30 protein-coding genes are annotated in these 25,743 nt (G+C 42.4%); all 30 read left to right on the top strand.

Annotated features, from left to right (window positions below; all coding sequences use genetic code 11):
• The first annotated feature begins 116 nt into the window (after positions 1-116).
• The 30 genes from R3O62_RS02805 (at position 117) to R3O62_RS02660 (ending at position 25,629) form a co-directional block, all read left to right on the top strand.
• A complete protein-coding gene (locus R3O62_RS02805) occupies positions 117-404 on the top strand; it encodes a hypothetical protein (protein WP_081325522.1) in 288 nt (95 codons plus the stop codon).
• Complete coding sequence (locus R3O62_RS02800; protein ID WP_069108653.1) at positions 401-796, top strand: XRE family transcriptional regulator; 396 nt, start codon at positions 401-403, stop codon at positions 794-796. The genes R3O62_RS02805 and R3O62_RS02800 overlap by 4 nt, the downstream gene beginning before the upstream one ends.
• A complete protein-coding gene (gene dnaG / locus R3O62_RS02795; RefSeq protein WP_317473031.1) occupies positions 793-4,788 on the top strand; it encodes a DNA primase in 3,996 nt (1,331 codons plus the stop codon). The genes R3O62_RS02800 and dnaG overlap by 4 nt, the downstream gene beginning before the upstream one ends.
• 35 nt (positions 4,789-4,823) lie before the next feature.
• On the top strand, positions 4,824-5,114 hold the full coding sequence (locus R3O62_RS02790; RefSeq protein WP_317473032.1) for a KilA-N domain-containing protein: 291 nt from the start codon (positions 4,824-4,826) through the stop codon (positions 5,112-5,114).
• Entirely contained in the window at positions 5,053-5,394 is a 342-nt protein-coding gene (locus tag R3O62_RS02785) for a hypothetical protein (RefSeq protein WP_317473033.1), read from the top strand. The genes R3O62_RS02790 and R3O62_RS02785 overlap by 62 nt, the downstream gene beginning before the upstream one ends.
• A 127-nt stretch (positions 5,395-5,521) precedes the next feature.
• Positions 5,522-6,001, top strand: coding sequence for a HEPN family nuclease (locus R3O62_RS02780; protein ID WP_317473034.1), 480 nt, complete (start codon positions 5,522-5,524; stop codon positions 5,999-6,001).
• Between the two features lie 210 nt (positions 6,002-6,211).
• The gene (locus R3O62_RS02775) at positions 6,212-6,616 is read left to right on the top strand and encodes a hypothetical protein (RefSeq protein WP_317473035.1); all 405 of its coding nucleotides are present in this window, start codon (positions 6,212-6,214) and stop codon (positions 6,614-6,616) included.
• 572 nt (positions 6,617-7,188) lie between these two features.
• Complete coding sequence (locus R3O62_RS02770; RefSeq protein ID WP_317473036.1) at positions 7,189-7,677, top strand: hypothetical protein; 489 nt, start codon at positions 7,189-7,191, stop codon at positions 7,675-7,677.
• 96 nt (positions 7,678-7,773) lie between these two features.
• Positions 7,774-8,121 (top strand): hypothetical protein, encoded by a 348-nt coding sequence (locus R3O62_RS02765; RefSeq protein ID WP_317473037.1) that lies wholly within the window; start codon positions 7,774-7,776, stop codon positions 8,119-8,121.
• Positions 8,122-8,176: 55 nt separating this feature from the next.
• Complete coding sequence (locus tag R3O62_RS02760) at positions 8,177-9,142, top strand: S49 family peptidase (protein ID WP_317473038.1); 966 nt, start codon at positions 8,177-8,179, stop codon at positions 9,140-9,142.
• 19 nt (positions 9,143-9,161) lie between these two features.
• Positions 9,162-11,195 (top strand): hypothetical protein, encoded by a 2,034-nt coding sequence (locus R3O62_RS02755; RefSeq protein WP_317473039.1) that lies wholly within the window; start codon positions 9,162-9,164, stop codon positions 11,193-11,195.
• Between the two features lie 98 nt (positions 11,196-11,293).
• Positions 11,294-12,298, top strand: coding sequence for a hypothetical protein (locus R3O62_RS02750; protein ID WP_032542166.1), 1,005 nt, complete (start codon positions 11,294-11,296; stop codon positions 12,296-12,298).
• Between the two features lie 42 nt (positions 12,299-12,340).
• The gene (locus R3O62_RS02745) at positions 12,341-12,904 is read left to right on the top strand and encodes an alanine-zipper protein (protein ID WP_317473040.1); all 564 of its coding nucleotides are present in this window, start codon (positions 12,341-12,343) and stop codon (positions 12,902-12,904) included.
• Between the two features lie 11 nt (positions 12,905-12,915).
• Positions 12,916-13,293: a hypothetical protein gene (locus R3O62_RS02740; protein ID WP_032542164.1), complete on the top strand. Its 378-nt coding sequence runs from the start codon at positions 12,916-12,918 to the stop codon at positions 13,291-13,293.
• Positions 13,294-13,295: 2 nt separating this feature from the next.
• The gene (locus R3O62_RS02735; protein ID WP_032542163.1) at positions 13,296-14,615 is read left to right on the top strand and encodes a DNA-methyltransferase; all 1,320 of its coding nucleotides are present in this window, start codon (positions 13,296-13,298) and stop codon (positions 14,613-14,615) included.
• Positions 14,612-14,962 (top strand): hypothetical protein, encoded by a 351-nt coding sequence (locus R3O62_RS02730; RefSeq protein ID WP_032542162.1) that lies wholly within the window; start codon positions 14,612-14,614, stop codon positions 14,960-14,962. Before R3O62_RS02735 ends, R3O62_RS02730 begins: the two co-directional genes overlap by 4 nt.
• Positions 14,959-15,600, top strand: a complete 642-nt coding sequence (locus tag R3O62_RS02725; protein ID WP_032542161.1) for a hypothetical protein — start codon at positions 14,959-14,961, stop codon at positions 15,598-15,600. Before R3O62_RS02730 ends, R3O62_RS02725 begins: the two co-directional genes overlap by 4 nt.
• 2 nt (positions 15,601-15,602) lie before the next feature.
• Complete coding sequence (locus R3O62_RS02720) at positions 15,603-17,402, top strand: hypothetical protein (protein ID WP_032542160.1); 1,800 nt, start codon at positions 15,603-15,605, stop codon at positions 17,400-17,402.
• A gap of 253 nt (positions 17,403-17,655) precedes the next feature.
• Positions 17,656-17,967, top strand: coding sequence for a hypothetical protein (locus tag R3O62_RS02715; protein ID WP_136199885.1), 312 nt, complete (start codon positions 17,656-17,658; stop codon positions 17,965-17,967).
• The gene (locus R3O62_RS02710) at positions 17,964-19,427 is read left to right on the top strand and encodes a hypothetical protein (RefSeq protein WP_317470348.1); all 1,464 of its coding nucleotides are present in this window, start codon (positions 17,964-17,966) and stop codon (positions 19,425-19,427) included. Before R3O62_RS02715 ends, R3O62_RS02710 begins: the two co-directional genes overlap by 4 nt.
• A complete protein-coding gene (locus R3O62_RS02705; protein ID WP_317470349.1) occupies positions 19,424-20,278 on the top strand; it encodes a hypothetical protein in 855 nt (284 codons plus the stop codon). The genes R3O62_RS02710 and R3O62_RS02705 overlap by 4 nt, the downstream gene beginning before the upstream one ends.
• Positions 20,275-21,246, top strand: coding sequence for a hypothetical protein (locus R3O62_RS02700; protein WP_317473041.1), 972 nt, complete (start codon positions 20,275-20,277; stop codon positions 21,244-21,246). The genes R3O62_RS02705 and R3O62_RS02700 overlap by 4 nt, the downstream gene beginning before the upstream one ends.
• The gene (locus R3O62_RS02695) at positions 21,243-21,815 is read left to right on the top strand and encodes a hypothetical protein (protein ID WP_317473042.1); all 573 of its coding nucleotides are present in this window, start codon (positions 21,243-21,245) and stop codon (positions 21,813-21,815) included. Before R3O62_RS02700 ends, R3O62_RS02695 begins: the two co-directional genes overlap by 4 nt.
• A 35-nt stretch (positions 21,816-21,850) precedes the next feature.
• Positions 21,851-22,318: a phage holin family protein gene (locus R3O62_RS02690; protein ID WP_317473043.1), complete on the top strand. Its 468-nt coding sequence runs from the start codon at positions 21,851-21,853 to the stop codon at positions 22,316-22,318.
• Positions 22,319-22,332: 14 nt separating this feature from the next.
• Positions 22,333-22,728, top strand: coding sequence for a structural protein P5 (locus R3O62_RS02685; protein WP_136199880.1), 396 nt, complete (start codon positions 22,333-22,335; stop codon positions 22,726-22,728).
• Positions 22,713-23,123, top strand: coding sequence for a hypothetical protein (locus R3O62_RS02680; RefSeq protein ID WP_317473044.1), 411 nt, complete (start codon positions 22,713-22,715; stop codon positions 23,121-23,123). Before R3O62_RS02685 ends, R3O62_RS02680 begins: the two co-directional genes overlap by 16 nt.
• Before the next feature lie 209 nt (positions 23,124-23,332).
• Positions 23,333-23,539 carry a hypothetical protein gene (locus R3O62_RS02675; protein WP_005811004.1) on the top strand — a complete coding sequence of 69 codons (207 nt, stop codon included), beginning with the start codon at positions 23,333-23,335 and terminating at the stop codon, positions 23,537-23,539.
• 160 nt (positions 23,540-23,699) lie between these two features.
• Positions 23,700-24,644, top strand: a complete 945-nt coding sequence (locus R3O62_RS02670; protein ID WP_317473045.1) for an amidoligase family protein — start codon at positions 23,700-23,702, stop codon at positions 24,642-24,644.
• Positions 24,644-24,877 carry a hypothetical protein gene (locus tag R3O62_RS02665; protein WP_317473046.1) on the top strand — a complete coding sequence of 78 codons (234 nt, stop codon included), beginning with the start codon at positions 24,644-24,646 and terminating at the stop codon, positions 24,875-24,877. The genes R3O62_RS02670 and R3O62_RS02665 overlap by 1 nt, the downstream gene beginning before the upstream one ends.
• 317 nt (positions 24,878-25,194) lie before the next feature.
• Positions 25,195-25,629: a DUF5053 domain-containing protein gene (locus tag R3O62_RS02660; protein ID WP_032565273.1), complete on the top strand. Its 435-nt coding sequence runs from the start codon at positions 25,195-25,197 to the stop codon at positions 25,627-25,629.
• The last annotated feature ends 114 nt before the right edge of the window (positions 25,630-25,743 follow it).

The following is a 25,743-nucleotide window of genomic DNA, read 5'->3' as shown; positions in this document are numbered from 1 at the left end:
CGAAAAACGGCAATTTATCATAAGAAAGTACGGTGGGACGCTACGGGCCATTGTTTTTCGCAGAGATCTAATGTACGTCAGCGGAAGTATGACTTACCAATTCCAACAATACTACAATGGGAAAAACAAGCGAAAGAACTCAAGAACCTGGAATAACACTTAGTCCGGATTGGGCTGAAGTAGCAGTTTTCAATATGGGTATAGATGGTTTTAATGAATACAAGCAACGTGTCTTCACTGCCTTGGATAAGTTACAACCAAACCATTACTATGATATTGTAGGTTCTGTACCGGTTTATAGACGTGAAACGTTTCTTGGTATCTGCAGTTTCTACATCGATAGCCATCCGGATTATGAACTTACTGAAGATAATTGTCGAATTTATAATAGAACTAAAAGATGAATAACGGTAGATGGACTCCAGAAGAGGAAAAATATATCCGGGATAATGCCGGAAAACTCACCTTGTCTGAGATGGCTGTATCCGTTGGGCGGTCTGAATTGGCGGTCCAGCTATTCATGCATCGACGCAAGATCGTCATTCGCCAGGTCGTCAAACGAAACCTGGTACAAGAAATATTGAGCCTGAAGTTCAAACACCCGGAGAACTTCATGCCCAATCGTCCATTTTATAAAGAGGTAGGCATCAATCAGATGCGTTTTTGGGATTTATATTACGGGCGTAAACCCATCACAAATGAAGAATATCTCTCGCTCTGCGATTATTTCGGGATCACACTCCAGGAAGCCTTCGAAGCGCGCCAGTTGAATATATTTAATAATGATGAATTATGATTGATAAACAGACCATTGATCGGATAAAGTCAGCTCTCAATATAGTTGATATCATCAATGAATTTGTCTCTCTCAAGAAGAAGGGATCCAGTTATGTTGGAATCTGTCCCTTCCATCCTGATACCCATCCCTCGATGACAGTTAGTCCGGCCAGACAAACTTTTAAATGTTTTGTCTGTGACAAGGGAGGAGATGTTATCGCTTTTATTCAGGAACACGAGAACCTTTCTTTTGCTGAAGCACTTGAATGGTGTGCCAGAAAAGCTGGTATTCAAATTGAAAATAAGGAACTTACGGAAAAAGAGATACAGGATGCAAAGGATAGGGAAGCTATGCGTATCGCTCTCCGAGCTTCCGGAGTCTTTTTCCAAAAGTATCTACCGGAGGCTCAAAGTTATCTAAATCAACGTGGGTACAGGTTAACAGACAAAGTGGTTCAAAATTTTCAGATAGGCTATGCTCCTGAAGGGAACCTTGCACATAAGGAACTTATCCAAGCCGGTTATTCGGAGTCCATATTGAAGCAAGTTGGTTTACTGGCTGAGAATGAACGGAAGTGTACCTACGATGTATTCCGGGATAGAATCATGTTTCCCTTTATTGATTTGAATGGGAATATCATAGGTTTCTCCGGGCGTTTTATCACACCGAAAGAAAATACCGGAAAGTATGTGAATACCGGTGATACTCCTGTTTTCAAAAAAGGAACACAGCTCTTCGGACTTTATCAAGCTAAACGTTCTATTGCCAGGATGAATTTCGCTTACCTGGTTGAAGGCCAGTTCGACGTGTTGTCGCTGCATGCTGCTGGAGTCGAGAATACAATTGCCGGTTCCGGTACTGCTTTAACTTCAGAACAGATAAGACTGATCAGTCGCTTCACACAATCTGTTACACTACTATACGATGCGGATCCGGCTGGTCTCAAGGCCTCTTTAAAGAATTGCGAACAACTGTTGCGTGCCGGTTTCTCAGTAAATTGTGTTCATCTTCCCGAAGGAAAGGATCCGGACAACATTGCATTAGAGGAAAGGGAAAATACAGGTAGATGGTTGCTTAATCGTAGAACAGATTTTCCTACTTATTTCGCTGACGTTTTTCTGGAACAGAACCCTTCTCCGGATCCGAATGAACAGGAGGAGATTCTCAATTCAATATGTAGTCTTATCTCTTGTATCTCCTCAGAGACTTCACGACTGAATCATATACGTGTCTTGGCCACCCGCTTCGAATTGAATGCTGAGGTTCTTGAGCGTAAAATACGTGATATCCTCCGGAATATAAAGGAGGTTCCCAAACAAGAGGAATTGAAGCCTGGCGTTTATGGACTCGATTTAATCAAAGAATTGCGTAAGGAAGGTCAACCATGCATTTTGACCTCTGATTTCTCCGAGTTTCTGGATCTATATGGTGATTCTCCAATTCTTTTAATACACGGTGTTCCGTCGGCAACAGATATACAGGAAATCCGTCGTGAATGTACCTTTTTCACGACGGATCTCTTTGGGCTATCAGTTAACAAGGATGGCGATGAATCTGACTATCTTTCTGCCCTGGCTATGTTATATCGTGCCGGCATAACGAATATAACAGTTACTGTTCCGGCTAACGAACAGGAGCCGGAAGAAGAGGAAGATGATGAAGGGTATAAAAGAGAAGTACAGTCAACGGATAAGAGTTATACTTTCGTTAAATACTATGTGCATTTGTATGGGCAGTTTTTAGTTGCTTATTATGGGGAGAAAACCCCTTTTATCGAACGTTGTGCCGATTTGATAAGTTATGCGGATGATTCAGTTCGAGTGGTTAATTTCAAATACTTCTATGATTCCCTTGATTTGAACAAGGGATCGCTTACGGAAATTTTAAAACCTTACTTGGCCAGGCGGAAATCACGCATGGCCATTGCTGCCCAGCGTACAGATGATGATGCGGATGAAGAATACAATCCGGAATGCCAGCCGAGTTATGTCGATGAAAATCCTGAGTATGCCGAGATGTACCGTCAATGTGGTTTCTATCCGAAGTTGAATAAAGAAGGTGAACCGGTATGCTACATGTTCCGGCAAGAGAAGGGGGGCCATTTACAAGTTGCCGATTTTTTCATGACTCCCCTTCTGCACATATACTCAGATGACAAAGATGCCAATAAACGAGTTTTGAAAATTAACCGCCGGTATTATAAGAATCCCCTTTATATCGAGGTTCCCTCCAGGGCACTTCTTAAGAAAGCCACCATTGAGGAAGAACTGATCCAGTTGGAAGCTGTCAACTTCACGTCCGGAGAAGAGAAACACTGGACAAAGATCAAGGAGTACATGTCCCGGCACTTTGTTACTTGTTCAGAGATATTGACCTATGGAAATCAGCAAACCGATGGATCATCCCGCCGGGAGGATAATATGTTTTTTGCCTTCTCTAATGGTATCTTTCATGTTGTCGACGAGCAGGCCCGTTTCGATCCGGTTAACGAGCTCGGAGTTGTCACTCACAACAACAAGAACTATTATCTTCCCGCATTCTCTACCATCTACGCCGGATCCGGTAGGCAAACCGATAAGTACGAGCTTATTTCACAATTGGTCTATAAAGATATTCCTGCAGAAAAACAATGTACTTTCGAGCGATGGGCCAGCCTGATGGACCAGGTGTATAAAATCAATGATAACGGTAAATGGGCTATTCTCTTTGCCATTATGTGCGCTTTCCGTAGTAACATTCATAACATTGATCGCCTATTCACAGCTCCTTTCTTCATGGGTCCTATGTCCTCCGGGAAGACTCAGATCGCTATCTCAATCCGATCCTTGTTCATCTCTCCGAAGATACCGATCTTTAACTTGAACACCGGTACGCTGCCGGCATTATCTTCCCTGCTCTCTTCCTTCCGGGATGTTCCCGCTGTACTTGACGAGTACAACAATAAGGATATACAGGATATCATGTTCCAGTACCTGAAGGGAGCTGTCTATGACGGTGATGGCCGACAAAAAAGGAAGGGCACTGTCGGCAAAGAAATCGAAGTTGAGAAAATATACGCACCGGTTATTATTTGTGGCCAGGAAACGCCCCAGCGCGACGACAATGCTCTAATGTCCCGTATTATTGTCTGCGAGGTTCCTAAACCTAAGAACCGTCTTCCGGAGGAGGTGCAACTATTTAATGAACTCAAGGAGATTGAGGATCCGGCCAAGATCGGATTGTCGAATGTACTTTTTGAGATTCTGAAGCTACGGCCAATAGTAATGGAGAATTTCCGGTCACTCAAGCAACAGTGTTACGATGAACTGAAGGAAGCACTTATCAATGCCGGAGAAATTGATCGGTTAATGAAAACAGCGTCACTCTTCTTGGCTACTTGTCGACTGGTTGAAGATTATACAGAGCTAAAGTTACCTTTCACTTACAATGACTTTTTTAAAATTGCTTGCAGCAAAATCAAGTTCCAAGTGGAGCTGATCAGCAAGACCGATAAGTTGGCTACCTTCTTTAAGGCCATGGATGTCATGATCGACAGCAAGGCTGTGCGTGAAGGGCGCGACTTCACTATTGATACTCCAGACCGGGTCACGATCAAGTTACCGGGAGGCGAAAAGAAAGAGGTTGCTTTCGCTGCCGGCACACGTATTCTATTCTTACGGCTCAGTCCTGTTTACACTCAGTTTGCTCGTAGCTCCTACAACAGTGAGGATTCAACACAATCTACTATCGAGCAGAACCTTCGCTCGCATCCGAGTTACATCGGTCTGATTCATGCCCGGCGGTTCAACTGGTATGATGTAGTCGAAGTACCCAGGGGAGGTTTTGAAGGGGACTTGCCATTTGATCCAGCAGCCGGTACCTCTGTAGATAATACCATGGTCCGGAAGATGGAGAAGCAATCAACAAACTCCAGTTGTATTGCTCTCAATTACGATATCTTCCGTGAACTGTATGACATCGACCTTCAGCGAAAGCCTGACGATGAAAGCAAACAAGAACTTGATTTCTGATGTAAATTAATATAGACTATTTGAACATTACAATTATGGAAAAGAAAGAATTTAAGTATAACGGAGAAACTGTAGGTTTTGAAGTTGAAGATAAGAATGTGATGGTAAATGCAACCCAAATGGCGAAAATATTTGGTAAAAGTATTAACGGTTTTATGGAAAACGAATCAACAAAACGATTTGTTAAAACATGTTTAAATAACCGGAATTCCGGTTATTTAAAGGTTTTTTCACAGTCTGATTTGTATCGTTCCAGTCAGAAAAGTGGTACATTTATGCACCGTGCTGGCTATCAAGTTTGCTGCCTGGCTCAACCCGGATTTTGAACTGTGGGTATATACCACCATTGACAACATTCTCTTCGGCTCATACCTTGATGACGAGAAGAACCTTAAAGAGATAGCTCGAATTCAAACTCAAATTTCTCAGAAGGAGCAGTTTCTTACCACTCACCCCATACAAAAGGAAATAGAAGAGCTGAAAAAAGCAGAGCAAAAACAAAAGAAATTACTCGAACTGCGCAAAAAAGAAAGAATCAACAATTTCAAAAGTATATTTTCTACTGAGGAAATGATAGGAGAAATAAAAGAAGTAACTAAAGAGTAAAATAATTCGGATAAATATTGTATAAGACGAAAATGATCAATAAAATTGCAGTGATTATATAACAAATCTATTGGTGGAATAATATGTACTAATTTAGTTTCCACTAACGGGTATAAAATAACTAATAATGAGCCATTATTTACAGGGAGAATTCGATTTTATCGAAAGAACTAAATTAATTTTAGAGCAGTATGACAAGACTGATTTTTCTGAGGTACCAGAAGAAAAGTATGAAATAACTTTGTGTATGAATTGTTTGCTGGGACTTCTTGTGGTGCCCCAGCAAGTGTGGAATGACGACCTTCCGAAAGGTGATTTGGATGAAAATTGGGGTATTAAGAAGAAGCATATAAAGAAGATTAAGGAGGATCAATATAAGATTGATGAAATTGTTCGGCACATTAGAAACTCAGTTGCACATGGAAGGGTAACTCCTATCAGTAAAGACCGTGGAAGAAATAAAAAGATTACTCATCTTCGATTTGAAGACTTCGACAAAAAGCAACCAACTTTTAAAGCTGAAATGCCAGTAGAAACATTGAAAAAGTTTGCACTGAAGTTCGCAGACACAATGTTGACAAAAATGAGGGAAAATAAGGGGGATTAGGGCATATTTAATTCCATCAATGGGTATAACAAACCCAATGTGGGTGGCCAGTTTGTAGTTACTGTGCACCTTTGTATCCAGACTATTAGTGTACCATATTTGGTATCCGTGTACCTCCGTGTGGGACTGTAATGGAATCACAGCATTTGGTTTGAATGTGTTAAGCAGCGGAAAAGACACGGATACTTTCATTTTAACAACTATTTGTTTATGCTTAACGAACCAAACCAATTTCATGGCTGTGCTGCTAACGACAGTTTCGGAACGTCCACCTACGAAACGGGTAGCAATTCACCCATTGCCCTTACTGGGAATCCTTACATTGATCTTTCTGCTTATGGTATCGATCTTCACGGATGTACTATTCGCTATCTGCGCAAATCGAACGTTAAAGGTAATATCATTACCGGAATCTTTAATATCTCTGGTCGCATAGAAACTGCGGGAGCTACCAGTTATGAATCTCTGATTCTTTTTCTGGTTGACAAACGTAAAGAGTACCACCACTATGTTTCCGAATGTCGCCAGCTTAAACGTCAGCGAAATTACGAGTCTTGGCTTACACGTCACCCGGAGTTTATATTCCATAATTGTAATGTAACCTTTGTCGGATAAGAGTTTTCCTAATCATAGAACCATAAAGCCCGCCCTCATCCGGTGGGCTTCTTTGTTTTTTTCTTATTCCAATATACGGACATTTTCCATTCCTATTAAAACCATACTATTATGATATATCACTTCAATCCCCCAGACCCCCTGAATAAAAAAAGAGAGAACAAAAGAGCGAGAGTTTTGAAAAGAAAACTTTTCAGAAAGTGCGTCCAACCGTCCAACCGTCCAACAAGAAAAAAACATTTTAAAATGTAAAAGCCTGTAGGATAGTAGTATATGTTTTTATTAAAGTATATATATATCCTACATATCTGTTGTTTTGTAGGACGCTGTTGGACGTGTTGGATTTACTGTTTTCAACCGTCCAACGTTGAAAATTTAGCTCTGTCCAACAAAATAGGTGTTTGTTGGACGTGTTGGACGTCCTCCAACACTAACTTTAGTTGGTTAAATTTGCGTAACTAAATAAATATCAGTAACTTTAGTTGTGATTTAACCCCTATGTTGGACGGTTGGACAGTTGGACGTAAAAACTAATAAAAACTATTTCAAAATAATATTTAGAGAACATAGCAATGATTACAACGAGTATTCAAATCAAACCTTACTTAGCCGAGTATTTGCGCGGAAAATACAACAATGGTGCGGATGAACCTTTAAAAATCCCAGATAATACGGACTTATATCACATCGTTTGGACATTGATGGCAAAAAGACAGTGCAATCAATCCCCTGTTGATAATGGAAACCTGACCTTCGTACTTCCTGAACGTCGCATTGGGAAGGATCCTAAAGTCTATAACTTTCTTTCTCCCAGATCAGTCAGGATCATTGAACAGGAAGTGGGGCGTATGTTGAATTGGGAGTTACATTCAACACTTCTGGAGAATGACCAGAACGGGCATAAGTATAACAACATTGACGTTGTTCACAAATTCTTGTGTTCTTATAGCATTGACTCCATTTCAGAAGATGCTCTTATAAAGAACTTTTACAGATGGCGGGAGAACCTTAAAAAACGGGAAAAACGGCGAGAGTATAAAAAGAAGTTAAAAAATACCTGAAAAATCACCGACCGAACTACCTGTTTTGTCCATAAACAGGGGATAAAATGTCCGTTGTGTGGCGAACTTATTGATTATCAATTTAATAAAATGTATATGAAAGAACTATCCATCAATATTTTAGTTACTCCTTGCACAAAGATGCGAAAGGAGAGCTATCGGTTTATTGCCGATGAATTTTCATTGGCTCCTACCATCGAAAATTCATCTGCCGGCAACCTATTTAATTGTAGCACGGATATCGTAATTGATAGACCGGATAAAGATACCCTTCAGGAGTTTGCTTCGGGACGAAAAGTGACTGTACAGCTCGCTGATACTTCCAATGGGAAAGTTGTGTTGGGTAATAATGATCTGCCGGCAATAGTCTCCATCTGTCCATATCTTAATTCGGCCAGGTTGAAAATTGAGTGCAAAATGCTTCAATCCCCATTTTCTCGCTGAATACCGTCCTTCATAGCCTTCTGTTCATGTCATATCTTCGCTGAAAAGATATGTAATGAACAGAACTTTCCTTCGACAAATTCTTCTTTCAAGTAAGCTATTCATCACCGCAGATGGCTATAACTCTGCGATGATGGACTGTTTTCCTCTATTATTTAATGCCGATCCTGTTCCAGGCTCACTGTTCATTGTTAAGGATCCACCTACTTATAAGGAGACTTGCACAAAAGTATTGAACGTATTGAAGCAGGAACTTTCTGCTCACTCTGAATTGCAGGGTATCAATGTAACCGATGACTTTCACGCTGACGACCTTCCTGAAGGCAGCATTGCATATCATCGTGTTTGGGGATTTGTTACTGCTGCTTCATGTTGGCACTTTTCTACTAAACAGTTCGAACAGGATCTTCTTGTTGCGGAATCCAATCCGGGCATTGCTTGTCATTTCCTGCATGTGAATACTCCGGGTGGTGAAGCCTGGTATCTTGACCGGCTTTCCGAAACTATGCGTTCCCTTGCCAAGCCTGTATTCGTTTTTATTGAGAATGTATGTGCTTCTGCCGGCTATTACATTGCCTGTCATGGCACAACTATCCATGCTCTAACCAGGAATGATCAGATTGGCTGTATCGGCACCATGCTCGAGTATCTTGATTTCCAGGGATACTATGAAAAGTTAGGTCTTAAAGTCGTTCGAGTTAAAGCGGATCAATCCGACCTCAAGAATAAAAAGGTAGAGGACCTGATTGATGGTCATCCGGAACAGTATCGTAAAGATATACTTAATCCTCTCGCAGAGCAATTTATTTCAGAGGTAAGATCTTGCCGTTCGACGTTGACCGATCTTCCTGAAGACGATCCGGTCTTCCGTGGAGAAACATTTGATACGAATCACGCCATCGAGAATGGTCTAATTGATGGTACTTCCACATTTCCACAAGCCTTGGTTGCAGCTTACCAACTTGCTCAAGGATATCTCGCTAATGAAACTTTGAAACAGCGTGCTCTCAATTTACTATAATTAATAATATCTATTCAGTATGAATGTAAAAGAAAAATTTAGGAAGGTACTTGAAGCATTAAATCTGGTTGATAAGGCAAAATCCAAGGAGCTTACCAATAAAGATTGGAAAGCTATTGTCGATGCTTATCAAAAAGAATTTCAAGTAACCCTTCAGGATGACATGGCTGCTGACCAGGCTTCACATCAGAACCCGCTTGATCAGGAAGCGATGAATCAGGCTCAGGCCATTTTGGATTCTATTATCGTTCCTCTTAACGGTCATGATGATGATCAGGAACCGAAAGGCGAAAATGGCACTTCCACTAATGGCAAACCTCAGAATGTGGCTCCGGCATCTCCGGAAACAGTAGCTCAGTCTGCAGGGTTGGTTAAGGCTATTGTTGATGGTTTGAAAAATCAGGCGGCAGCCGATATCCCGGTATCAGTTGCTACAGCTTCCACCCTTCAGTTTAATGGACCGGGAAATACCGCTAAGTTCTTGTTTGGAATTGAGCATCCTATGTTCTCAATGAACAACCGTTGGAATAAGATTGCTGCCAACCCTCGTATAGCTGCAGCTATGGAAGATCCGGAAGAGAACGAAGAAGGTGCCTCTTTCCGTAAAGAAGTGGTTAGCTACTCCATTTCATTGAAGAAACGATATAGCTATCTGCATCAAAACCATATGCTGGATGTAAAGAAGCTCGCAGCGGGTGAGTTCTCTACCAATTATGAAGGTGTTGATACAGCCGGAGTCGGTAACCAGCATGTCGTTTTGCGTCAGGATCAGTTGATTGCTCGGGTGTTAAGCAAACGCGACTTGACTCAGTACTTCCCGGTTCGCTATGGAATTCAGGATCATGACCTTGTGTTCAATGCATTCTTCACTGAAGTTTCTCAGGCTTATCAGCAGGGAGAAGTCTTCAAGGGTGACATGAAACTTGAAAACGAGATGGGCCATGTTGACGATGCAATGATCAAAATGAAGTTCGGTCCGATGAAGGACTTGGAACGTAAATACATTGCTTACCTCAATAAAGAAGGTTCCGATCCTATCAAGTGGTCTATGATCGAGTTCTGTATCTTGAATTCTTTGGAAACGGCACAAGTTGAACAGAACAAACGCCGTATGCGTGGTATCTATGTTAAACCGGAAACTGGTATTGCCGGTTCTTATCTGAACTCTTCTACGGGACTCCTTCATACATTGATCCGTTATCATCATGAAAACAAAATCCTGTTGCATGACGATGCAGCATATCGCTCCTACACTCAAGCTAATATGTTGGATGCGGTTCAGGAATTTCATGCCGATGTTGTAGCATCATGTACCGAGGATATGGATCTGGATCAACACGTTCTTTATCTGAATAAGACACACCAACCCTGGTGGATTAAGAATGTACGTGCCAAGTATGGTAAGGATACCGATTTTACAGGCCCTAATAGCTATCTGTATGTGGTTCCTGATACGAGTCAGCGCATTATCTGGCTGCCTTATCTCGGACAGATACCTTTCATGATGATGGACGTTCCCGGAAACCTACAGTGCCTTGAGTACATTCCCGGTGAAATGCTATCTATCAAGGTCAAGGAAGATATGGAACTTGTCAAGGCTTGGTCTACATGGAAAGAAGGATTTGCTGCGGCATTCGTTGGGCGTCGATTCGATACCCGTGCAAAATTGGTTGCTAACAACTATGAATGGCAACAGATATTCATGAACAAGCCATCTGTCAATGTTGATGCTGATGCCACTACAATCACTGCATCGAAAGGATTCTGGCAAGAAACAGTCGAGAATTCTAAGGCAACAGTGATTACTGATATCACTGGAGCTAAAGCCGGAGTTGGATACATTATTGAGTGTGGATCCACAACCAATGCGTCTACCATTGCGAAAACTGGCAAGTTTGCTGAGATTTCGGAAGCATATACACCGACAGCAGTGGGGGATTATATTATGGTGGTACTGAATAAGGGTGGTAACTTCCGGGAACTTGAACGTTGTGTCGGAGGTGTACGTAAGGTTAATGCAGACCTTCAGCCCAATCTTCCTGGTGTAAGATAATACTTTTCCATTTCTGTGTTTCAATAGGTTAGTTAGTTTTGGTTGGGGCGGGTGTAATGCCCGCCCTTTCTTTTTTAAATCACATTTAATTCAAAAATATGAAAGCAAGAAAAATTTCAAATTCAATGAAAGGATACCGGGCTGCCCGCAAGTTGCAAACCCGCTTCTTTCTCTCGCTAATGGTACTATTCGCTATTGCATTCGTTGCATGGCTCTTCTTGGATCCGGCAGCATCCGCACATATCTGTATGCCTGGTTTAGGTGGTACGACATTTGCCTCAATGATGTTAATTGGTAACGTTAATGACGTATCCGATCGTCAAACACATGGCTCTAACATTGCCTATAAAGTCTACTTGATAGAACTCTCTCAGATAAATGATAATGTGCGCTTTCCGAAGAAGAATGCCAATAGAGAGGTCAGTACTATTCCGATGAAGGCAGGACAATACATGCAATACTTTGAAGCACACGATATTCCTACTTACAACGCAACCGGTGAGAAAGGGGATATCACTACTTCCGGTGAAAATAACTTCGCAATAATTATGGGAGGCATGCGCGATCAATTGCTTAATTTCATCGAAGAGCATGCCGGCAGTAAATTTGTAATCCTGTTTAAAGAAGTAGGTGAGGATCAGTGGTACATTATCGGTGAGTATGATCGCCCGATGATCCTTCAATCTTTCGAAGCGAAGAATGACAAGGATGGCCGTTATGTAACCTTTACTTTCAAACGTACATCTATCGATCAGTATTGTAAATATGTCGGTGATATCGTTCGTGCCCCGGCAACTAATCATACAGTTGATGCTAAGACACTGGCTATTAAACCGGAGAGCAACCGTTATGAAATACCGAACGGATCAGCAGCAACTTATGCTATCAATGCTATTTCTGGAGTGACTGCCAACGATAAAGGCCGGTATATCACGCTTGAAGGAACCGGTACCGATAAAGCGGCTACTATTGCCGATGGTACCGTATTCGTCCTCGAGGATGGTGCAACATGGACTGCTAAGGCAGGATCACAGATTACATTCCGAATCATGGACACTACTACTCTTGTCGAGGTTCCTGGTAGCCGGATCCAGACAGCATAATACTTACCTGGGCGGAGTGATCCGCCCATAAACTCTATCTATATGTATTCCTTCAAAGAAAAACAAAAACATTATGCGGAGCTTCGCAATCCGGATGCTGCAGAGCAGGATCTTGAATTTCTGCGTAAGAAGCAACCCGGACTATCAACATTGAGTATGTTTTCACGCAATCCGAAGCGGTATGCTGATGATATCCTATATGCGCTGCTGGATGTTGCAGAACGTGATGAAATTCGTAATAACCGGCGTATTGTTGAGCAAACTCCATACCCTAATCCGGAACAACCTGATAAGATGTCTGAGGTAACTAATCAAGTAGAAGAAGCCGAAGAGCGCACTGAGGAAGCGGAACTTCATACAGAAGAAGTTGAAGAGCGTGTTCAAGAAGCCGAGGAGCGTGCTGAGGAAGCAGAACTTCGTGCAGAGGAAGCTGAAGAACGAGCAGAAAGTGCGGAAGCTGCCCTTGAAGAGGAGAAAAAAAAAGCCGTTACTACACCAAAAATGGTAAAGTTCAAAAGCACGAAGAGTACCCCAAAATCGACTGGGACAACCTCTCTGACCCACAAATCCAAACGGCCACGATCCTCTACAACGACCGAATCGTAAGTTGGAAACAAATGAAGCAGCTCGACGAGCAGCTGGACAAGAACCCGACCGAAAGAGCTGTCACTGATATGGCAGAGCTCCGCATTCGGAATCTTCTGGCGTTCGAAGAGCTGCAATCGTTCAACGACACTGGGAAGTTTAAGTACAAACATCCGTTAATCATCCACCAGTCCGAGAGAGCACAACTGGAGGAACTTCTTCGGAAGAACCCGCAGGAATTCTTGCGATATCACAAGAATGTACTTGATAACATCCGTAGATACGAATCCTATCTGAAGCGTGTCGACCGTGAAAGTCGGCGTGCCCAGGACAAAGAAAACCTTCGTCGTCATCGAGAGCGAGAAGCCATTTTCAAAGCAATTCTCGAATCAACAACAAATAAAAATTAATCATGGAAAAGCTAATAGAAGTATTTAATTTGGGTGGCCTTCCGACTGCCCCGCTGGATTCATTCTTAGAGCTTCAGGAGGACTTCAAGAAGTCGGATCCTGACAAGTTATCGAAGTTGCAGATGCTAATCATCACTCGTGGCTTTAAGTATGCATTTAAAGCCTGGAAGGATTCTGATGGAAAACTCTGGATTATTGATGCCCATCAACGGAGGAAAGCTCTGCTTGCTCTGCGTAAATCCGGTTTTACCATCCCGGAGATTCCGTATGAACCAATCTTCGCAGCGGATAAAAAAGAAGCAGTCGAGGAAATAGCTGCCTACAACTCTGAGTTTGCCACTAAGAACCCGGACACTTTGCTATTCAAAAAGTACAATATCGATACCGATACTCTTTCCCGGTTCAATCTGGGTTATGAAGTGAAGACCATCGACTTCGGTCAGGCAGCTGCTCCGCTATTCGGATCCGAGCACGAATCAACCGATATCCACGAAGATGCCATTGACTTCACTGTTCCTACAGAAGACGATACCAACTCCATTTTTACACAACCAGGAGATATCTGGTTACTTGGAAAGAATCGCTTAATGTGTGGTGATTGCCGTTCAAAATCGGATGTCACTGCGTTGATGGACGGACAGCATGCTGACTTGCTTGTCACCGATCCACCTTACAATGTTGCCTATCAGGGTGGGACTGAGGAGGAACTGACTATCCAAAACGATTCCATGGAGAATGATCTGTTTGCTACGTTCCTGAAGCAAGTGTTCGCAGTTATGTTTTCTATATTGAAACCTGGCGGATCCTATTATATTTTCCATGCCGATAGCGAAGGAGAGAACTTCCGGGCCTCTCTTCGGAAAGCTGGTTTCAAAATAGCCCAATGCTGTGTTTGGGTAAAGAACTCCATGGTCATGGGACGGCAGGACTATCAGTGGCAGCATGAACCGTGCCTCTATGGATGGAAACCTGGTGCTGCTCACTACTGGAACTCCGATCGTAAGCAGACCACTGTTTGGAACTTCGATAAACCCCAACGCAATGCCATCCATCCGACAATGAAACCTATTGCTTTGATGGCTTATCCCATCTGTAATTCCAGTGTGTCCGGTCAGATCGTTGCCGACTTTTTCTCCGGATCCGGTTCTACTCTGATGGCTTGCCAACAGACTGACCGTATATGCCATGCTATGGAAATAGATCCTCGCTATGTTTCAGGCACAGTTCATCGGTACCGGTCTATGTTCCCGGAACAGCCCGTCCGGGTAATTCGTTCTGGGGAACTTCTTACATCTGAGGAAACTTTAAAAATTATCGTATGAAATCAGAACTGACACCAACCTCCGATGTGGATAAAGCCATTTTAATTGGTGATGAATATGTATCTCAAGTGCGCACATTTGGCGCACTTGGTTACTCAGCAGAACGTATCTGTAACCTCCTTGGTTTACGAGGTAAAGAGAAAATTGCTCTTACCATTCGTATCGGTCTTCCTGGTGATGTTTACAACGATGCCTACAGCAATGGGCGTGCTTTGGGTGAGTATAATATTGATGCAGAGTTGGCAAAACGTGCTGAAGCTGGCGAGATTGATGCTATTACCGCTTTGGAAACCCGCAAAAATGAACGTATAGAACTTGAACTTCGAAAGAATTTATTCGGCGTATGACACAACTTGATATACTTGATAAGATACATCCGGACATGATATCTGCTTTCCTGGTTTCCGGGAAGAGCGATGGCATACCATCTGATGTGCAACTCTTCCTCAAGCAGCTGCAGTGGGCTGCTGAAATATACGAATACGAACGGAACATTACCCGTGCTGCTAAATTATTAAAGCAGCGTATTAATGCCTTACAGCATCTTAATCTTGATGAACGCACCTGTAAAGCACGTATATATGCTGCCATCAACTACTTTTCGATTGATAATAATGTATCTATCAAAGTATGGGAGTCAAACTATGCGGATAAATACGAGGACCTGGCTAAACTCTCCGCTGTCCGTGGTGACTACAAAACTCAGAAACAGTGTTACGATGCTGCTGCCGAGTGTCGTCGCCGGGCATCGGAGATTGCTGAAGCCGATCGTGATCTTGGTGTTGTCTTCCTTATTTCCCCAGAGATCACTCCTGAAGAACTTGGATATTCTAAGAAATCTTTGAAAGAAATTGCATCCAAACACAACGAAGGATTCTATTTGAATCTGATTGATAAACTTCCGATCGAGAAGGAAGAGAAAAAACGTCTCCTGCGTGATGCCGATATCCAGGAGGCTGAGTTTACTGAAGTCAATGAAGAATAACTATGTCGATAGAACTTTATTCTCAATCCCGGGACAGTCTTTCTTGTAGCGATAATACCTTCGATGCTACAGTTGAGTTCGAACGTTACTACATGAACTCTATGCAGATTCAGGTGAATGTGCTGGATCCTAACAATATATTTGTTGAAGGTGCCCGTGCGGTCGGCAAAACTGAAGGAGTTATGGGGCCACGTATTATCCGGGTTGCCAATGATATGCCCGGAGAACTTTCTTTCCTGGTGCACAAAACATATATTGCTTTGATGACAAACGTCTGGCCTAATATTCAAGCATATTTTTCCCGACCGGTAACTGTTGCCGGACGTGTTCGTCCGATGTTGGAGTACGGGATAGACTATGTTGTTGGAGAGGCAAAGATACCTTCTCACTTCCGTCATCCACGTTATCCTATTGCATACCCGAAACACAGCATCCTGTTTCGCGATGGTCATCATTTGCAGATGGTGAGTTCCGACCAGCCGGAATCTGTTGCCGGTCGTTCAGGTGTACATGCTTTTATTGAGGAAATGAAGCACAACAAAGGTGAGAAACTGAAGACACGACTCTTCCCGTCACTTCGTGGATCCTCTGCCGAGATTCGTATGTCTCAATACTATCAGGGTGTAACCGGTGTTTCCGATACAGCTCGTGTGGATCTTGGTGAAGATGACTGGTTCGAAGAATACGAAAACAATATCGACCAGGCACTTCTTGAGGAAATAGCTACAGTTTCCCTTCATGTAAATGCAGCTATGTACAAGCGTTACAAACTGTTTGCCCAACAAAAACAAACTACCAATCCGGTTATTCTTGAAGCCATCCGCCTCGAGCTTCAGAAAGTAGAACGTACACTCGCACTCTGGAAACCTCGTCTTGCCGATATGCGTCGTAATGCTACGTTGTACGTGCGTGCCAGTTCATTTTGTAACAAAGACATATTAGGTCCTAAATTCTTCAAAACTCAGATTGAAACCCTTGATATTGACGAGTTTCTGACTTCTATCTGTGCTATCCGGCACAAAGAAGTTGTAAACAAGTTTTTTGCTAACTTTAAAAAGGACTTACATCAGTTTGCCGATAGTTACATTTACGAGTCCATCCTGAAACTTGATCTCCGGGATCACTTCATCTTAACAGCACGTTACCTGAAGCACTATAATAAGCGCGACGAGCTGCTCGTCGGTTATGATCCCGGACATTTCTCCAGCCTGACCGTTGGCCAGGAGAAGGACTACGGTTCGGAACTCAGGATACTGAAGGAGTTCTTCTGTTATTATCCGGACGAACAGCCGGAACTTGCCCGCCAGTTCTACGAGTTCTTCGGCCAGGATGCTGTCAATAAACACATTATTCTCTATCCTGACCGTGCCGGTAACAAGAAAAAAGAAGATTTGGAAAAGATAACCACCGACTCCCGTATTCTCAAGCGGGAATTGGAGTCTTATGGCTTTACTGTTGAGCTGATGAACGAGGGTCAGGCAACTGTCTACCATTGGCAGCAGTTTAAGCTCCTGCTTCTTATATTCGGTAATCGCAGTAACGCATTGCCCCGTATTCTTATTGATGAAAACGAATGTAAGAACCTTTGTAGTGCTATCATGCTGTCGCCCCTCAAAAAAACGGATGGCCGTATAGAGCTTGATAAAACATCTGAGGTAAAAGTACCGCTTAAACTTCAAGCGGGTCTCACAACGCAGATACCAAGTGCACTTATTTACTTGCTGTTTGGACGTTATGGCGACCGTGTTCAAGCTGAATTATCCTCAATTCCGACTGATTTACCTGATAATTTCTCTATATAATAAGTTCGGTGCACCTGAAAAACTTTGTATTATCTATAATAATTGCCCTGTTTGACATAGAAAAATATGATAACTTGTTGAAAATGAATATTATCACATTTCAAAAGTTTATTCCTTTTTTTTCATCAGCTCCCTATCTCCACGCCCCGCTGATAATTCGAAATGAGGTGCAGCCTTCGGTCTTTGGCTGGAAATATGAGGGTTCCATCCCGCCGGTCCTTTCTGGGAGGTTCAGAAACAGGTATTTTCGAGCATGGAAACGACAATGACAGGACCGCATGCACTGCAATGGGCAAAAGAGATATCGAAGTTGCCTGATGGGTGCTTTACGATTGCTTTCTTCTCTTACTCGAGGCAGAAGGGTGAAGCATCGGCCAAACTGGTGATTCGAGAGGGATGTAAGTTTCGGACTCAGTTACCACATGAAAGGTTTAGTATCGATGGAGAGAATCTATTCCTCTTCACTGATGGTGATGGAGAGCCAAAGATGTGTTACAGGATCCTGATCCGATATATGGGCTTTCCACAGGACAATTTTAAACTACATAAAATCGACTGGTTATGAGTGATGTAAAGATGTTAGGTGACTATGGTTGCTACATCGATGAAAGTAATGTAATATCATTTCAGGTTGGGGACAATCCCCGTACCGGTATGGATGATCCAGGCTTCTCTGTAGGAGACTACAATCCATTACCTGATATGCAGTGGCAATCTATTAATGGCTATCAAGTGTGTAGCCGTGGCTATAACAACATGAAGTGTGAGGAGGTGGCAGCTGATCTCAAGAAGAATCGTCTGCTACCTCGGCTTATCACTAAACAGGCGAATATGCTGTACGGAAAGGGACCGGCAGTGTACCAGACTGTGTTTGCCGATGGCAAGTTTAAGCGTGAATGGGTTGAGTGCCCGGAGATCATGAATTGGTTGGATAGTTGGAAGGACCGTGGACTTGAAAGCGATTATAAGGAGGTGGCTAAAGCTCTTATTAAAGACTTCTATTATTTTCGTGACTACTTTGTGAAATGGCGATTCTCCGTAGGCCGAAATTTGGGGGCACTGCCTGTTGCCGGTATTGAGACAATGGAGAATAGAAATTGTAGGCTGGCCACGACAAAAAAGGATGTCGCTACCGACCTGGTGTACTATCGTGATTTCCGCTTTATCGCTGTTGGACGTTGGAACTATGGGATATCCAACTTCAAGATTTACCCGAAATTTAACCTGGCAGAAGTTGCCAATTATAAGTATGCTGCCATCTCGCATCACCGGGAGAAGTCAGTCGATGAGTTCTATGGTGTAAATGAAACGCATGAAGGCACTAAGGAATATATCAGAGGTTCTAATGCGACAGCTCGGTATATTAACTCCTTTTTGCGCAATAGCCTGGCAGCCAAAATCCACATCATTATCCCTAATGCCTGGATAAACGCCAAGCGCACTCAGATCCAGAAGCTCTGTGATGAAAATAAGAAGCGGAATAAGGACGGAGTGAAGCTATATGTATTTAATGGCATCGATATAGGTACCGAGTTCAAAGAGTCTACACTGATTAAGTATATCCAGTCCGAGCTCCGCAAGATTTCACAATATCTCTCCGGTGCTGATAACCAGGGGAAGGCTTATGCAACAATCAGCTTTAAAAGCGGTGGTACCGAAGAAGAACGCTGGAAAATTGAAACAGTAGACCTGAAATACAAAGAGTACATCGAATCGTTGATTTCTTATGATAAGCGTGCTGATGAAGTGTTGTTATCAAGTGTCGGACTCGACTCCTCTATCTCCAGTGTTGGAAAAGATGGCGTGATATCCAAGTCCGGATCCGACGCTTATTACAACTATCTGATCTACCTGATGTCCCTTACTCCAGACGAAGAAATCTGCTGTGAGCCTTTTAACTGGGCTATTCAAATCAACTTCCCGGCACTGTATAAGCAAGGTTATAGACTTGGATTTTACCGGGAAATTCCAAGTCGTCAAGAAGATGTTAAACCAAACGAACGATTAAATCAGCAAGAATCATGATCATTTTAGAAGAGCTATTTAAAAACCTGACTGAGTTTCGTCATTATGCACCCTATTCGGAAACGAACATTGAGTTTAAGGATCTCAATAGTTCGGCATCTTCTGCCCGGAAGCAGATATGCATTATACTTTCTAAAGAAGTCTATGACATAGTTCTCAAGAGGGATGGAGAAATACATGATGCCTTGCTGACTGCAATGGCCAACTTAACACTTGCCAAACAGTTAGTGTTTGATGTTGTCAAACAACGAAAATCCGATGTTGACATCTACAAGTATGAGATGGAAGCCATGCGTCGGTCCTATATTGAGAACTACTTCAGTGGTATGGATACGCTGATCCAGTTACTCAATAAGGAGGACAGTCTGGAAGAATGGAAGAATTCCCGTTACTGCAAACTGCTTTCCTCTCTTCGGATTCAGACTGCAGAGGACTTTGATTTCCTATATTCGATTGACCTTTCTTATCTCTTTTTCTTCCGGATTATTCCACTTCAGAAAGAAGTGTTGGATGAAGGAATGACCAGTTACTTTGAACGTGTCGTTGATAATCAGGAGATGAAGGATTTACTACTGCATGCTCTTGCAAAAAGTACGATTGCTCTTGCCTTGCGTCGATTGGATATTCTTGAGTTTCCATCTACCATTCGTAATCTCTTCGATGACTCTAAAACCACTCGATCCGGAAAGGATGAACAGGAACGTATGTTGGCACTTGCTGAACAGCTAACTGGCGAAGCTCAATCACTACTCAAGAACATCGATCTTATGTTGTCTAACAACGATTCCGGTATAGTAGATACAGAAACATCATTTAATACTCCGGACGACAAAATCATAATGATGCCATGAAAGACAAAATAGAGTTTATGGTTCATGGGAATACGTATTATATTCCCAATTCCTGGGACCAACTAAATAGTTATTTATTCATTAGTCTGATCCGTGACTTTAATCGCATGGTGAAGGGAGAACTTTCACCGGTCATGGTGAGAGTAAACTACGTGTGTAATGTTATGGGGTGGAAGCCAAAGAAGATCCGGGGAGAAGAATCATTCCAGAACCTGGCTTTCCTGGCAGAACAGGTTACCTTTCCATTCGTCATTATGTATCCGGACAACGATATGGCTTTAAGCGAAATGGATCCTGAAACCAGAAAACTTTGCAAAAAGACTCCTCCGGAAAGACTAACTTGTCTCCCCATCGCACGCTATCTCTCACGCTTGGACTATAAATTTGCCTTTGATTGTTGCTTTTGCAAGCAGCTGGTTCCGGCAGTGGTTATTGATGACGATATTTATTCAGCATATTCCATTGATACCAATTTCAATGTCCTGACCTGCTCGTTAACGGCATTGCAATACATCGAGGCCCGTGCCCTGATAGGTAAGTCTGTAGACATGCTTCCACTATTAGCAGCGATCCTGTATTATCCAGGTACATACACTTCAGAAGGAGCTCACCGGTTGGCTACAGTATTCGCAAAACTTCCAGAGGACGAATTACAGGCCATTGCCTTCAATTTCCAGGCTTTCAACAACTACCTGTTTACTCAAACAGACTTTCGGTTACTGACTGCTGCTAAAGAGGGCAAATGTAGTGCTATCAGTACCGGTGCTTTGGAGTCACTGTATAATCTAAGCAATGATGGACTTGGTGACATTACAGCCATCGAGCAGATGAACGTCATCAAGTACCTGACTATCCTCCGGAAGAAGATCATTGAAACCGTTCGGAGCATGAGTGCAATGAAAATGGAAAAGATGGACATTGAGAAGGAAACAGGCTTACCACTCCATATCATTAACCAAATATTATGATACTTGATTTATTCTCTTACTTCGCAAAGTATCCCTCAAGAGAGGGCGTGCTTTCCATCTTTAACAATGGTAGTAGTTCACATGCGCAATATGCCGAATTGCAAGAAACCATTTTAGCTATGCCGGATCCGCTGATCCCTACAATTCAGTCGTATGTTTTTGGACAGTCTTTTGAGTCGGTTAAAGCCCGCATTGATACTCTGGTGGGGACTTATCTCTTTATTGATTATGGTGAGTTCTCTTCCAGGAGTGATAACAGGAACTCAATCGAAGATACCCAGAAGCTGGCGGCCACAATCGCAATGAAACTATCAGACTCCTCGGATCTTGTAGAAGAAGCGATCTCTTCAGACACTTGCCTTGAATACCTGAACACCCTGCGTGCCCATCTTCTGTTTGATGCAGAATGTGGAAAAGTATCCTGGCTAAACCGGTCGAACATAAAGAGTCTTGATATCATCCCATTTGTAGCCAAAGAGCTAAAGTCCATCGGATGGACCATGATGTTTGAAGCAGATGGTTCCGATCTGTTCAATGTCAAAGCTCGGATGTCGTCCTTTCGGTCATGATACTTCAATAGTAATTTTGTCAAAAAAGAAAAGATATGGACATTATTATTAAATCACTCTTTGAACATCTTCAGCGTATTCTGAGCACTGTTTATGGCTGGTTATCAACAGTTGTCATCTTTATAGCCCATTTCTTTGCGCCTGCTTGGTATCCTTTTGCTGTAGTTGGAATTCTTGTCCTTATTGATTTGGGGTGGGGTATTGCCGTATCACTGAAGAAAGGAGAGTTTGCCTATTCCGAGGCTGGAAGAGAAACGTGTAAAAAGGTAGCCATTTATGCCAGTTGCCTTTGTTCGGTTTACATGATCGAGCAGATATTTCATGCCAGTGTAGCCGTTACTTCTGTTGCTGCCGGTCTTGCCGGTGCCTGTGAAGTATGGAGTTTCTCTGCCAGTATACTTATCATCGCTCCCAATTTTCCCTTTATATCGCTGTTTCGTGCACAACTCAGAGGTGAAATGGAGAGGAAATTAGGGAGAAATATTAATGATATATTAAAGTAAAATTCTTATTAATTATGAGTAGAGGTTTACGTAATTGCAATCCTGGCAACATTCGTCATGACCGGGATAAATGGCAAGGAGAAGTTATTCCGAGCCAGGACAAGAGTTTCAAACAGTTTAGCTCTATGGCTTATGGCTATCGGGCATTAATCAAGTTACTGCAGAACTACCGTAGATTGCACAATCGGCAGACGATTGCTGAATTTATTAATCGTTGGGCACCTCCCTGCGAGAACAACACTTCCGGATACATCACTCGTGTGTGCAGCGAAATGCAAGTTCCGTCAACGTACGTTCCGGATATTAACGACAAATCTACTATGTGTGCTTTTGCTGCTGCAATTAGCCAGGTTGAAAATGGTCTACCGGCTGTCATGGCGGATGTCGAGCAGGGATGGGATTTACTATGAAACTTCCGGTCTGTCTCTTGATTATCTTGCTGGCGTCAGCAACATGTTTCTCCTCTTGCCGTACTCAATATGTGCCTGTCGAGAAAATAAAGACTGAATATCGTTACATTGACCGTTTACAACACGACAGTGTTTACTTGAAGGATTCTGTTCGGTATTACACCAAAGGAGATACCGTTTTTGCGGATAAATACCTATATCAGTATAAGTACCTATTCATTAATCGGGTGGATTCATTCGTTAAGGTTGATTCAGTTCAGGTGCCTTATCCCGTTGAAAGGAAGCTAACTCGTTGGGAGTCTATGAAGATGGAGCTTGGTGGCTGGGCATTCGGTGGTCTGATAATGGCTATTATTATTGTCTGTTGGCTGATATTTAAGTCAAAACATAAATAGTATATTTGTGCATCAATAACAGTTTTTTCATTATTAATAATGAAAACGAAGTATATTTATTAGCTCTGGATCGTGAGATTCGGAGTTTTTTTCTATCCTTTTTAGCTTCAGCTAAACAAAGCTAACTTCTTGATAATAAAGTGGTAATCGCTACGGTGTCCGCATTTATAGTGTTATCTTAGCTGTATAATAATAAAAGAAACAACGTTATGACAGTAGAAGAATTAATCATTGAATTACAAGGAATGAATCCTGAAGCAGAAGTTTATATTGCGTATCAGCCCAAGTTCCCATTAGAAAAGAAAGCCGGTGAAGAATTGGCACAAAGTGAAGATGGCAATAGAGTTTATATAGCCACTTGTTTATATGGAAATGACTATTTACCACAAGATATTGTGGACCAACTCAACTGGTAATTGTTTTTTCAAGGTCCGGAACCCTATATTCCGGACCTTTTTCTATCCTTTTTTAGCTTCAGCTAAACAAAGCTAACTGCTTGATAATAAAGAGGTAATCGCTACGACGTTCGCACTTATAGTGTTATCTTAGCTGTATAATAATAAAGGATAAAGCATTATGAACGAGCAAATTACCAACATTCTAAACCAAAGAATAACAAAGACCAGCAAAATACAGCAATTGCTTCTTTTAGGCTTAACTCGCCGCCAGGTTGCCGACCTGGTAACCAACGGAAACTACGGTTTTGTTCAAAACGTCTACAAGCGGATGATTGAAGCCGGAACCTTCCAGCCCGGCAACCAAGTAGTACCGAATAACCTTCCGGAGATTGATTATGCTTTCAACCGTCGCTTTGGGGTTGAGATTGAAGCCTATAACTGCACTCGCGAACGCCTCGCTCGAGAACTTAGGGAAGCCGGTATAAGCGTAGCAGTCGAAGGATACAACCACGATACCCGCAATCATTGGAAACTGGTAACAGATGGCAGCCTATCGGGAACGAATACTTTCGAACTTGTAAGCCCGATACTTGAGGGAGAGGCCGGCCTTCGGGAGCTACAGAAAGTTTGCTGGGTGCTTGATTATTGCGAGGTAAAGGTAAACGACTCCTGCGGGCTTCATATCCACATGGACGCTGCCAACTTTACCCTTAACACTTGGAAGAACCTTATACTTACCTACCGGAGAGCTGAACGTATAATTGACGCTTTTATGCCTCCATCTCGACGCAATAACCACTATTGCAGAGGGCTACAATCCATAACTGAACAGCGGATTCAGAATGCCGGCAGCCTTAGAGATTTACAGAATGCTTTCGGAGGCGACCGCTACCACAAACTGAACCTTGAGTCCTACTCCCGCCATCGTACGGTTGAGTTTCGCCAGCATGGAGGTACGACGAATTTCATAAAAATGGAAAATTGGATACGCTTTATCGCCAACATGATTACCTTTGCTCAGCAGACCAATATCGCCACCGGAACAGCCTTGGCAAACTTGCCTTTCCTGACCGACGACCAAAAAACGTATTTTAAACTTAGAACAAAAAAACTTACCAGATAATGAATAAGACCTACACATTGCAGGACGGCGGTACAATTACCGCCACCTGTGCCACCGATTTTGTTACCAAACTCCGTCAGAGCAGCCGTTTCGATTCCGAATGTACCGACCAGGAATACATGTACCACTTTGCCGATCGATACCACGACCAGTCCGGGAACACCGTTCGTGCCGATTCAACGGAGCACTTCTTGGATGATTTATTAGTATTGGGTTATGTAAGTGTTAAATAATCAATTTGAAAGCAGATTTATCTGCAAATGTTTTGTTAATAAACAAATGTTTATTATATTTGCATTACGTTTTTAAAGCGATGTTTGACAATCAGGAAGAGCTAAAGGCTCACATAGAACATGTAAAGCGCTGCTTGCTGTTTTATGCTCTGAATGAGGAGGAATTGCTAAAGCAAGGATACCCACGAAGAGAGTTAGAGAGGCTGATCGATATTCAACTGGATAAGTTGATAGTTCTCCTCAAAAAACTGAAAGGTTAACATTAACCCCCTCATGTATTGAGGGGGTGCTTTAAAAACTAAATTATACTTATTGTTATGGAAGCAAGTAGAGAAATAGATAATTTGTTGAGTGAGTTTCTCCAGTTGGATACTGACGAGCAACGGGAACAGTTCCGAGGTAAGATAGCCCAAACGCTGTCGGATAAAACAGAGGAGGAAGTGCGAGAATATGCTGAATCTCTTCAGCACAAAGCTCAGGAAACAATTGATCAGTCACAAGCGTTAATTGATGAATATGATTTCAAGCAAGCGTTGAACGACATAGTTCCTGCTGTTACTTGGTCTTATATAGCGGAAGAATACTTCCAGAAGTCACGCTCTTGGTTTAGTCAACGTATGAATGGATATCATGTCAACAACAAGGCTGCATCCTTTACTGACGAAGAAATTGATTTATTATCAAATAGTTTGCTTGATTTGAGTGAACGAATAAAGAAAAGTGCTCTCCTCTTGAGGAAGCATCGCTTTTAAAAACGTATCTTTAAAAAGAAGAAGCCTTCATACTAAGTGAGGGCTTTTTTTATATCCGTATTTTTTTTCAGTACATTTTTTGCACTATAAAGTAGATTAATGTCTAACTTTGTA

The sequence above is a fragment of the Bacteroides hominis genome (assembly GCF_033042785.2).
In the GTDB taxonomy this organism is placed as follows: Bacteria; Bacteroidota; Bacteroidia; order Bacteroidales; family Bacteroidaceae; genus Bacteroides; species Bacteroides hominis.
The sequence above is the reverse complement of the archived record's forward strand: the minus strand, read 5'-3'. Positions and strand labels throughout refer to the sequence as shown.

Coding starts and splice junctions, on each gene's coding strand:
- R3O62_RS02685 (WP_136199880.1), top strand. CDS start 22,333: ATGAGTAGAGGTTTACGTAATTGCAATCCTGGCAACATTCGTCATGAC.
- R3O62_RS02800 (WP_069108653.1), top strand. CDS start 401: ATGAATAACGGTAGATGGACTCCAGAAGAGGAAAAATATATCCGGGAT.
- R3O62_RS02735 (WP_032542163.1), top strand. CDS start 13,296: ATGGAAAAGCTAATAGAAGTATTTAATTTGGGTGGCCTTCCGACTGCC.
- R3O62_RS02670 (WP_317473045.1), top strand. CDS start 23,700: ATGAACGAGCAAATTACCAACATTCTAAACCAAAGAATAACAAAGACC.
- R3O62_RS02775 (WP_317473035.1), top strand. CDS start 6,212: ATGCTTAACGAACCAAACCAATTTCATGGCTGTGCTGCTAACGACAGT.
- R3O62_RS02755 (WP_317473039.1), top strand. CDS start 9,162: ATGAATGTAAAAGAAAAATTTAGGAAGGTACTTGAAGCATTAAATCTG.
- R3O62_RS02750 (WP_032542166.1), top strand. CDS start 11,294: ATGAAAGCAAGAAAAATTTCAAATTCAATGAAAGGATACCGGGCTGCC.
- R3O62_RS02715 (WP_136199885.1), top strand. CDS start 17,656: ATGGAAACGACAATGACAGGACCGCATGCACTGCAATGGGCAAAAGAG.
- R3O62_RS02695 (WP_317473042.1), top strand. CDS start 21,243: ATGATACTTGATTTATTCTCTTACTTCGCAAAGTATCCCTCAAGAGAG.
- R3O62_RS02700 (WP_317473041.1), top strand. CDS start 20,275: ATGAAAGACAAAATAGAGTTTATGGTTCATGGGAATACGTATTATATT.
- R3O62_RS02660 (WP_032565273.1), top strand. CDS start 25,195: ATGGAAGCAAGTAGAGAAATAGATAATTTGTTGAGTGAGTTTCTCCAG.
- R3O62_RS02790 (WP_317473032.1), top strand. CDS start 4,824: ATGGAAAAGAAAGAATTTAAGTATAACGGAGAAACTGTAGGTTTTGAA.
- R3O62_RS02720 (WP_032542160.1), top strand. CDS start 15,603: ATGTCGATAGAACTTTATTCTCAATCCCGGGACAGTCTTTCTTGTAGC.
- R3O62_RS02745 (WP_317473040.1), top strand. CDS start 12,341: ATGTATTCCTTCAAAGAAAAACAAAAACATTATGCGGAGCTTCGCAAT.
- R3O62_RS02665 (WP_317473046.1), top strand. CDS start 24,644: ATGAATAAGACCTACACATTGCAGGACGGCGGTACAATTACCGCCACC.
- R3O62_RS02730 (WP_032542162.1), top strand. CDS start 14,612: ATGAAATCAGAACTGACACCAACCTCCGATGTGGATAAAGCCATTTTA.
- dnaG (WP_317473031.1), top strand. CDS start 793: ATGATTGATAAACAGACCATTGATCGGATAAAGTCAGCTCTCAATATA.
- R3O62_RS02805 (WP_081325522.1), top strand. CDS start 117: ATGGGAAAAACAAGCGAAAGAACTCAAGAACCTGGAATAACACTTAGT.
- R3O62_RS02710 (WP_317470348.1), top strand. CDS start 17,964: ATGAGTGATGTAAAGATGTTAGGTGACTATGGTTGCTACATCGATGAA.
- R3O62_RS02725 (WP_032542161.1), top strand. CDS start 14,959: ATGACACAACTTGATATACTTGATAAGATACATCCGGACATGATATCT.
- R3O62_RS02705 (WP_317470349.1), top strand. CDS start 19,424: ATGATCATTTTAGAAGAGCTATTTAAAAACCTGACTGAGTTTCGTCAT.
- R3O62_RS02765 (WP_317473037.1), top strand. CDS start 7,774: ATGAAAGAACTATCCATCAATATTTTAGTTACTCCTTGCACAAAGATG.
- R3O62_RS02740 (WP_032542164.1), top strand. CDS start 12,916: ATGAAGCAGCTCGACGAGCAGCTGGACAAGAACCCGACCGAAAGAGCT.
- R3O62_RS02760 (WP_317473038.1), top strand. CDS start 8,177: ATGAACAGAACTTTCCTTCGACAAATTCTTCTTTCAAGTAAGCTATTC.
- R3O62_RS02680 (WP_317473044.1), top strand. CDS start 22,713: ATGGGATTTACTATGAAACTTCCGGTCTGTCTCTTGATTATCTTGCTG.
- R3O62_RS02780 (WP_317473034.1), top strand. CDS start 5,522: ATGAGCCATTATTTACAGGGAGAATTCGATTTTATCGAAAGAACTAAA.
- R3O62_RS02675 (WP_005811004.1), top strand. CDS start 23,333: ATGACAGTAGAAGAATTAATCATTGAATTACAAGGAATGAATCCTGAA.
- R3O62_RS02690 (WP_317473043.1), top strand. CDS start 21,851: ATGGACATTATTATTAAATCACTCTTTGAACATCTTCAGCGTATTCTG.
- R3O62_RS02770 (WP_317473036.1), top strand. CDS start 7,189: ATGATTACAACGAGTATTCAAATCAAACCTTACTTAGCCGAGTATTTG.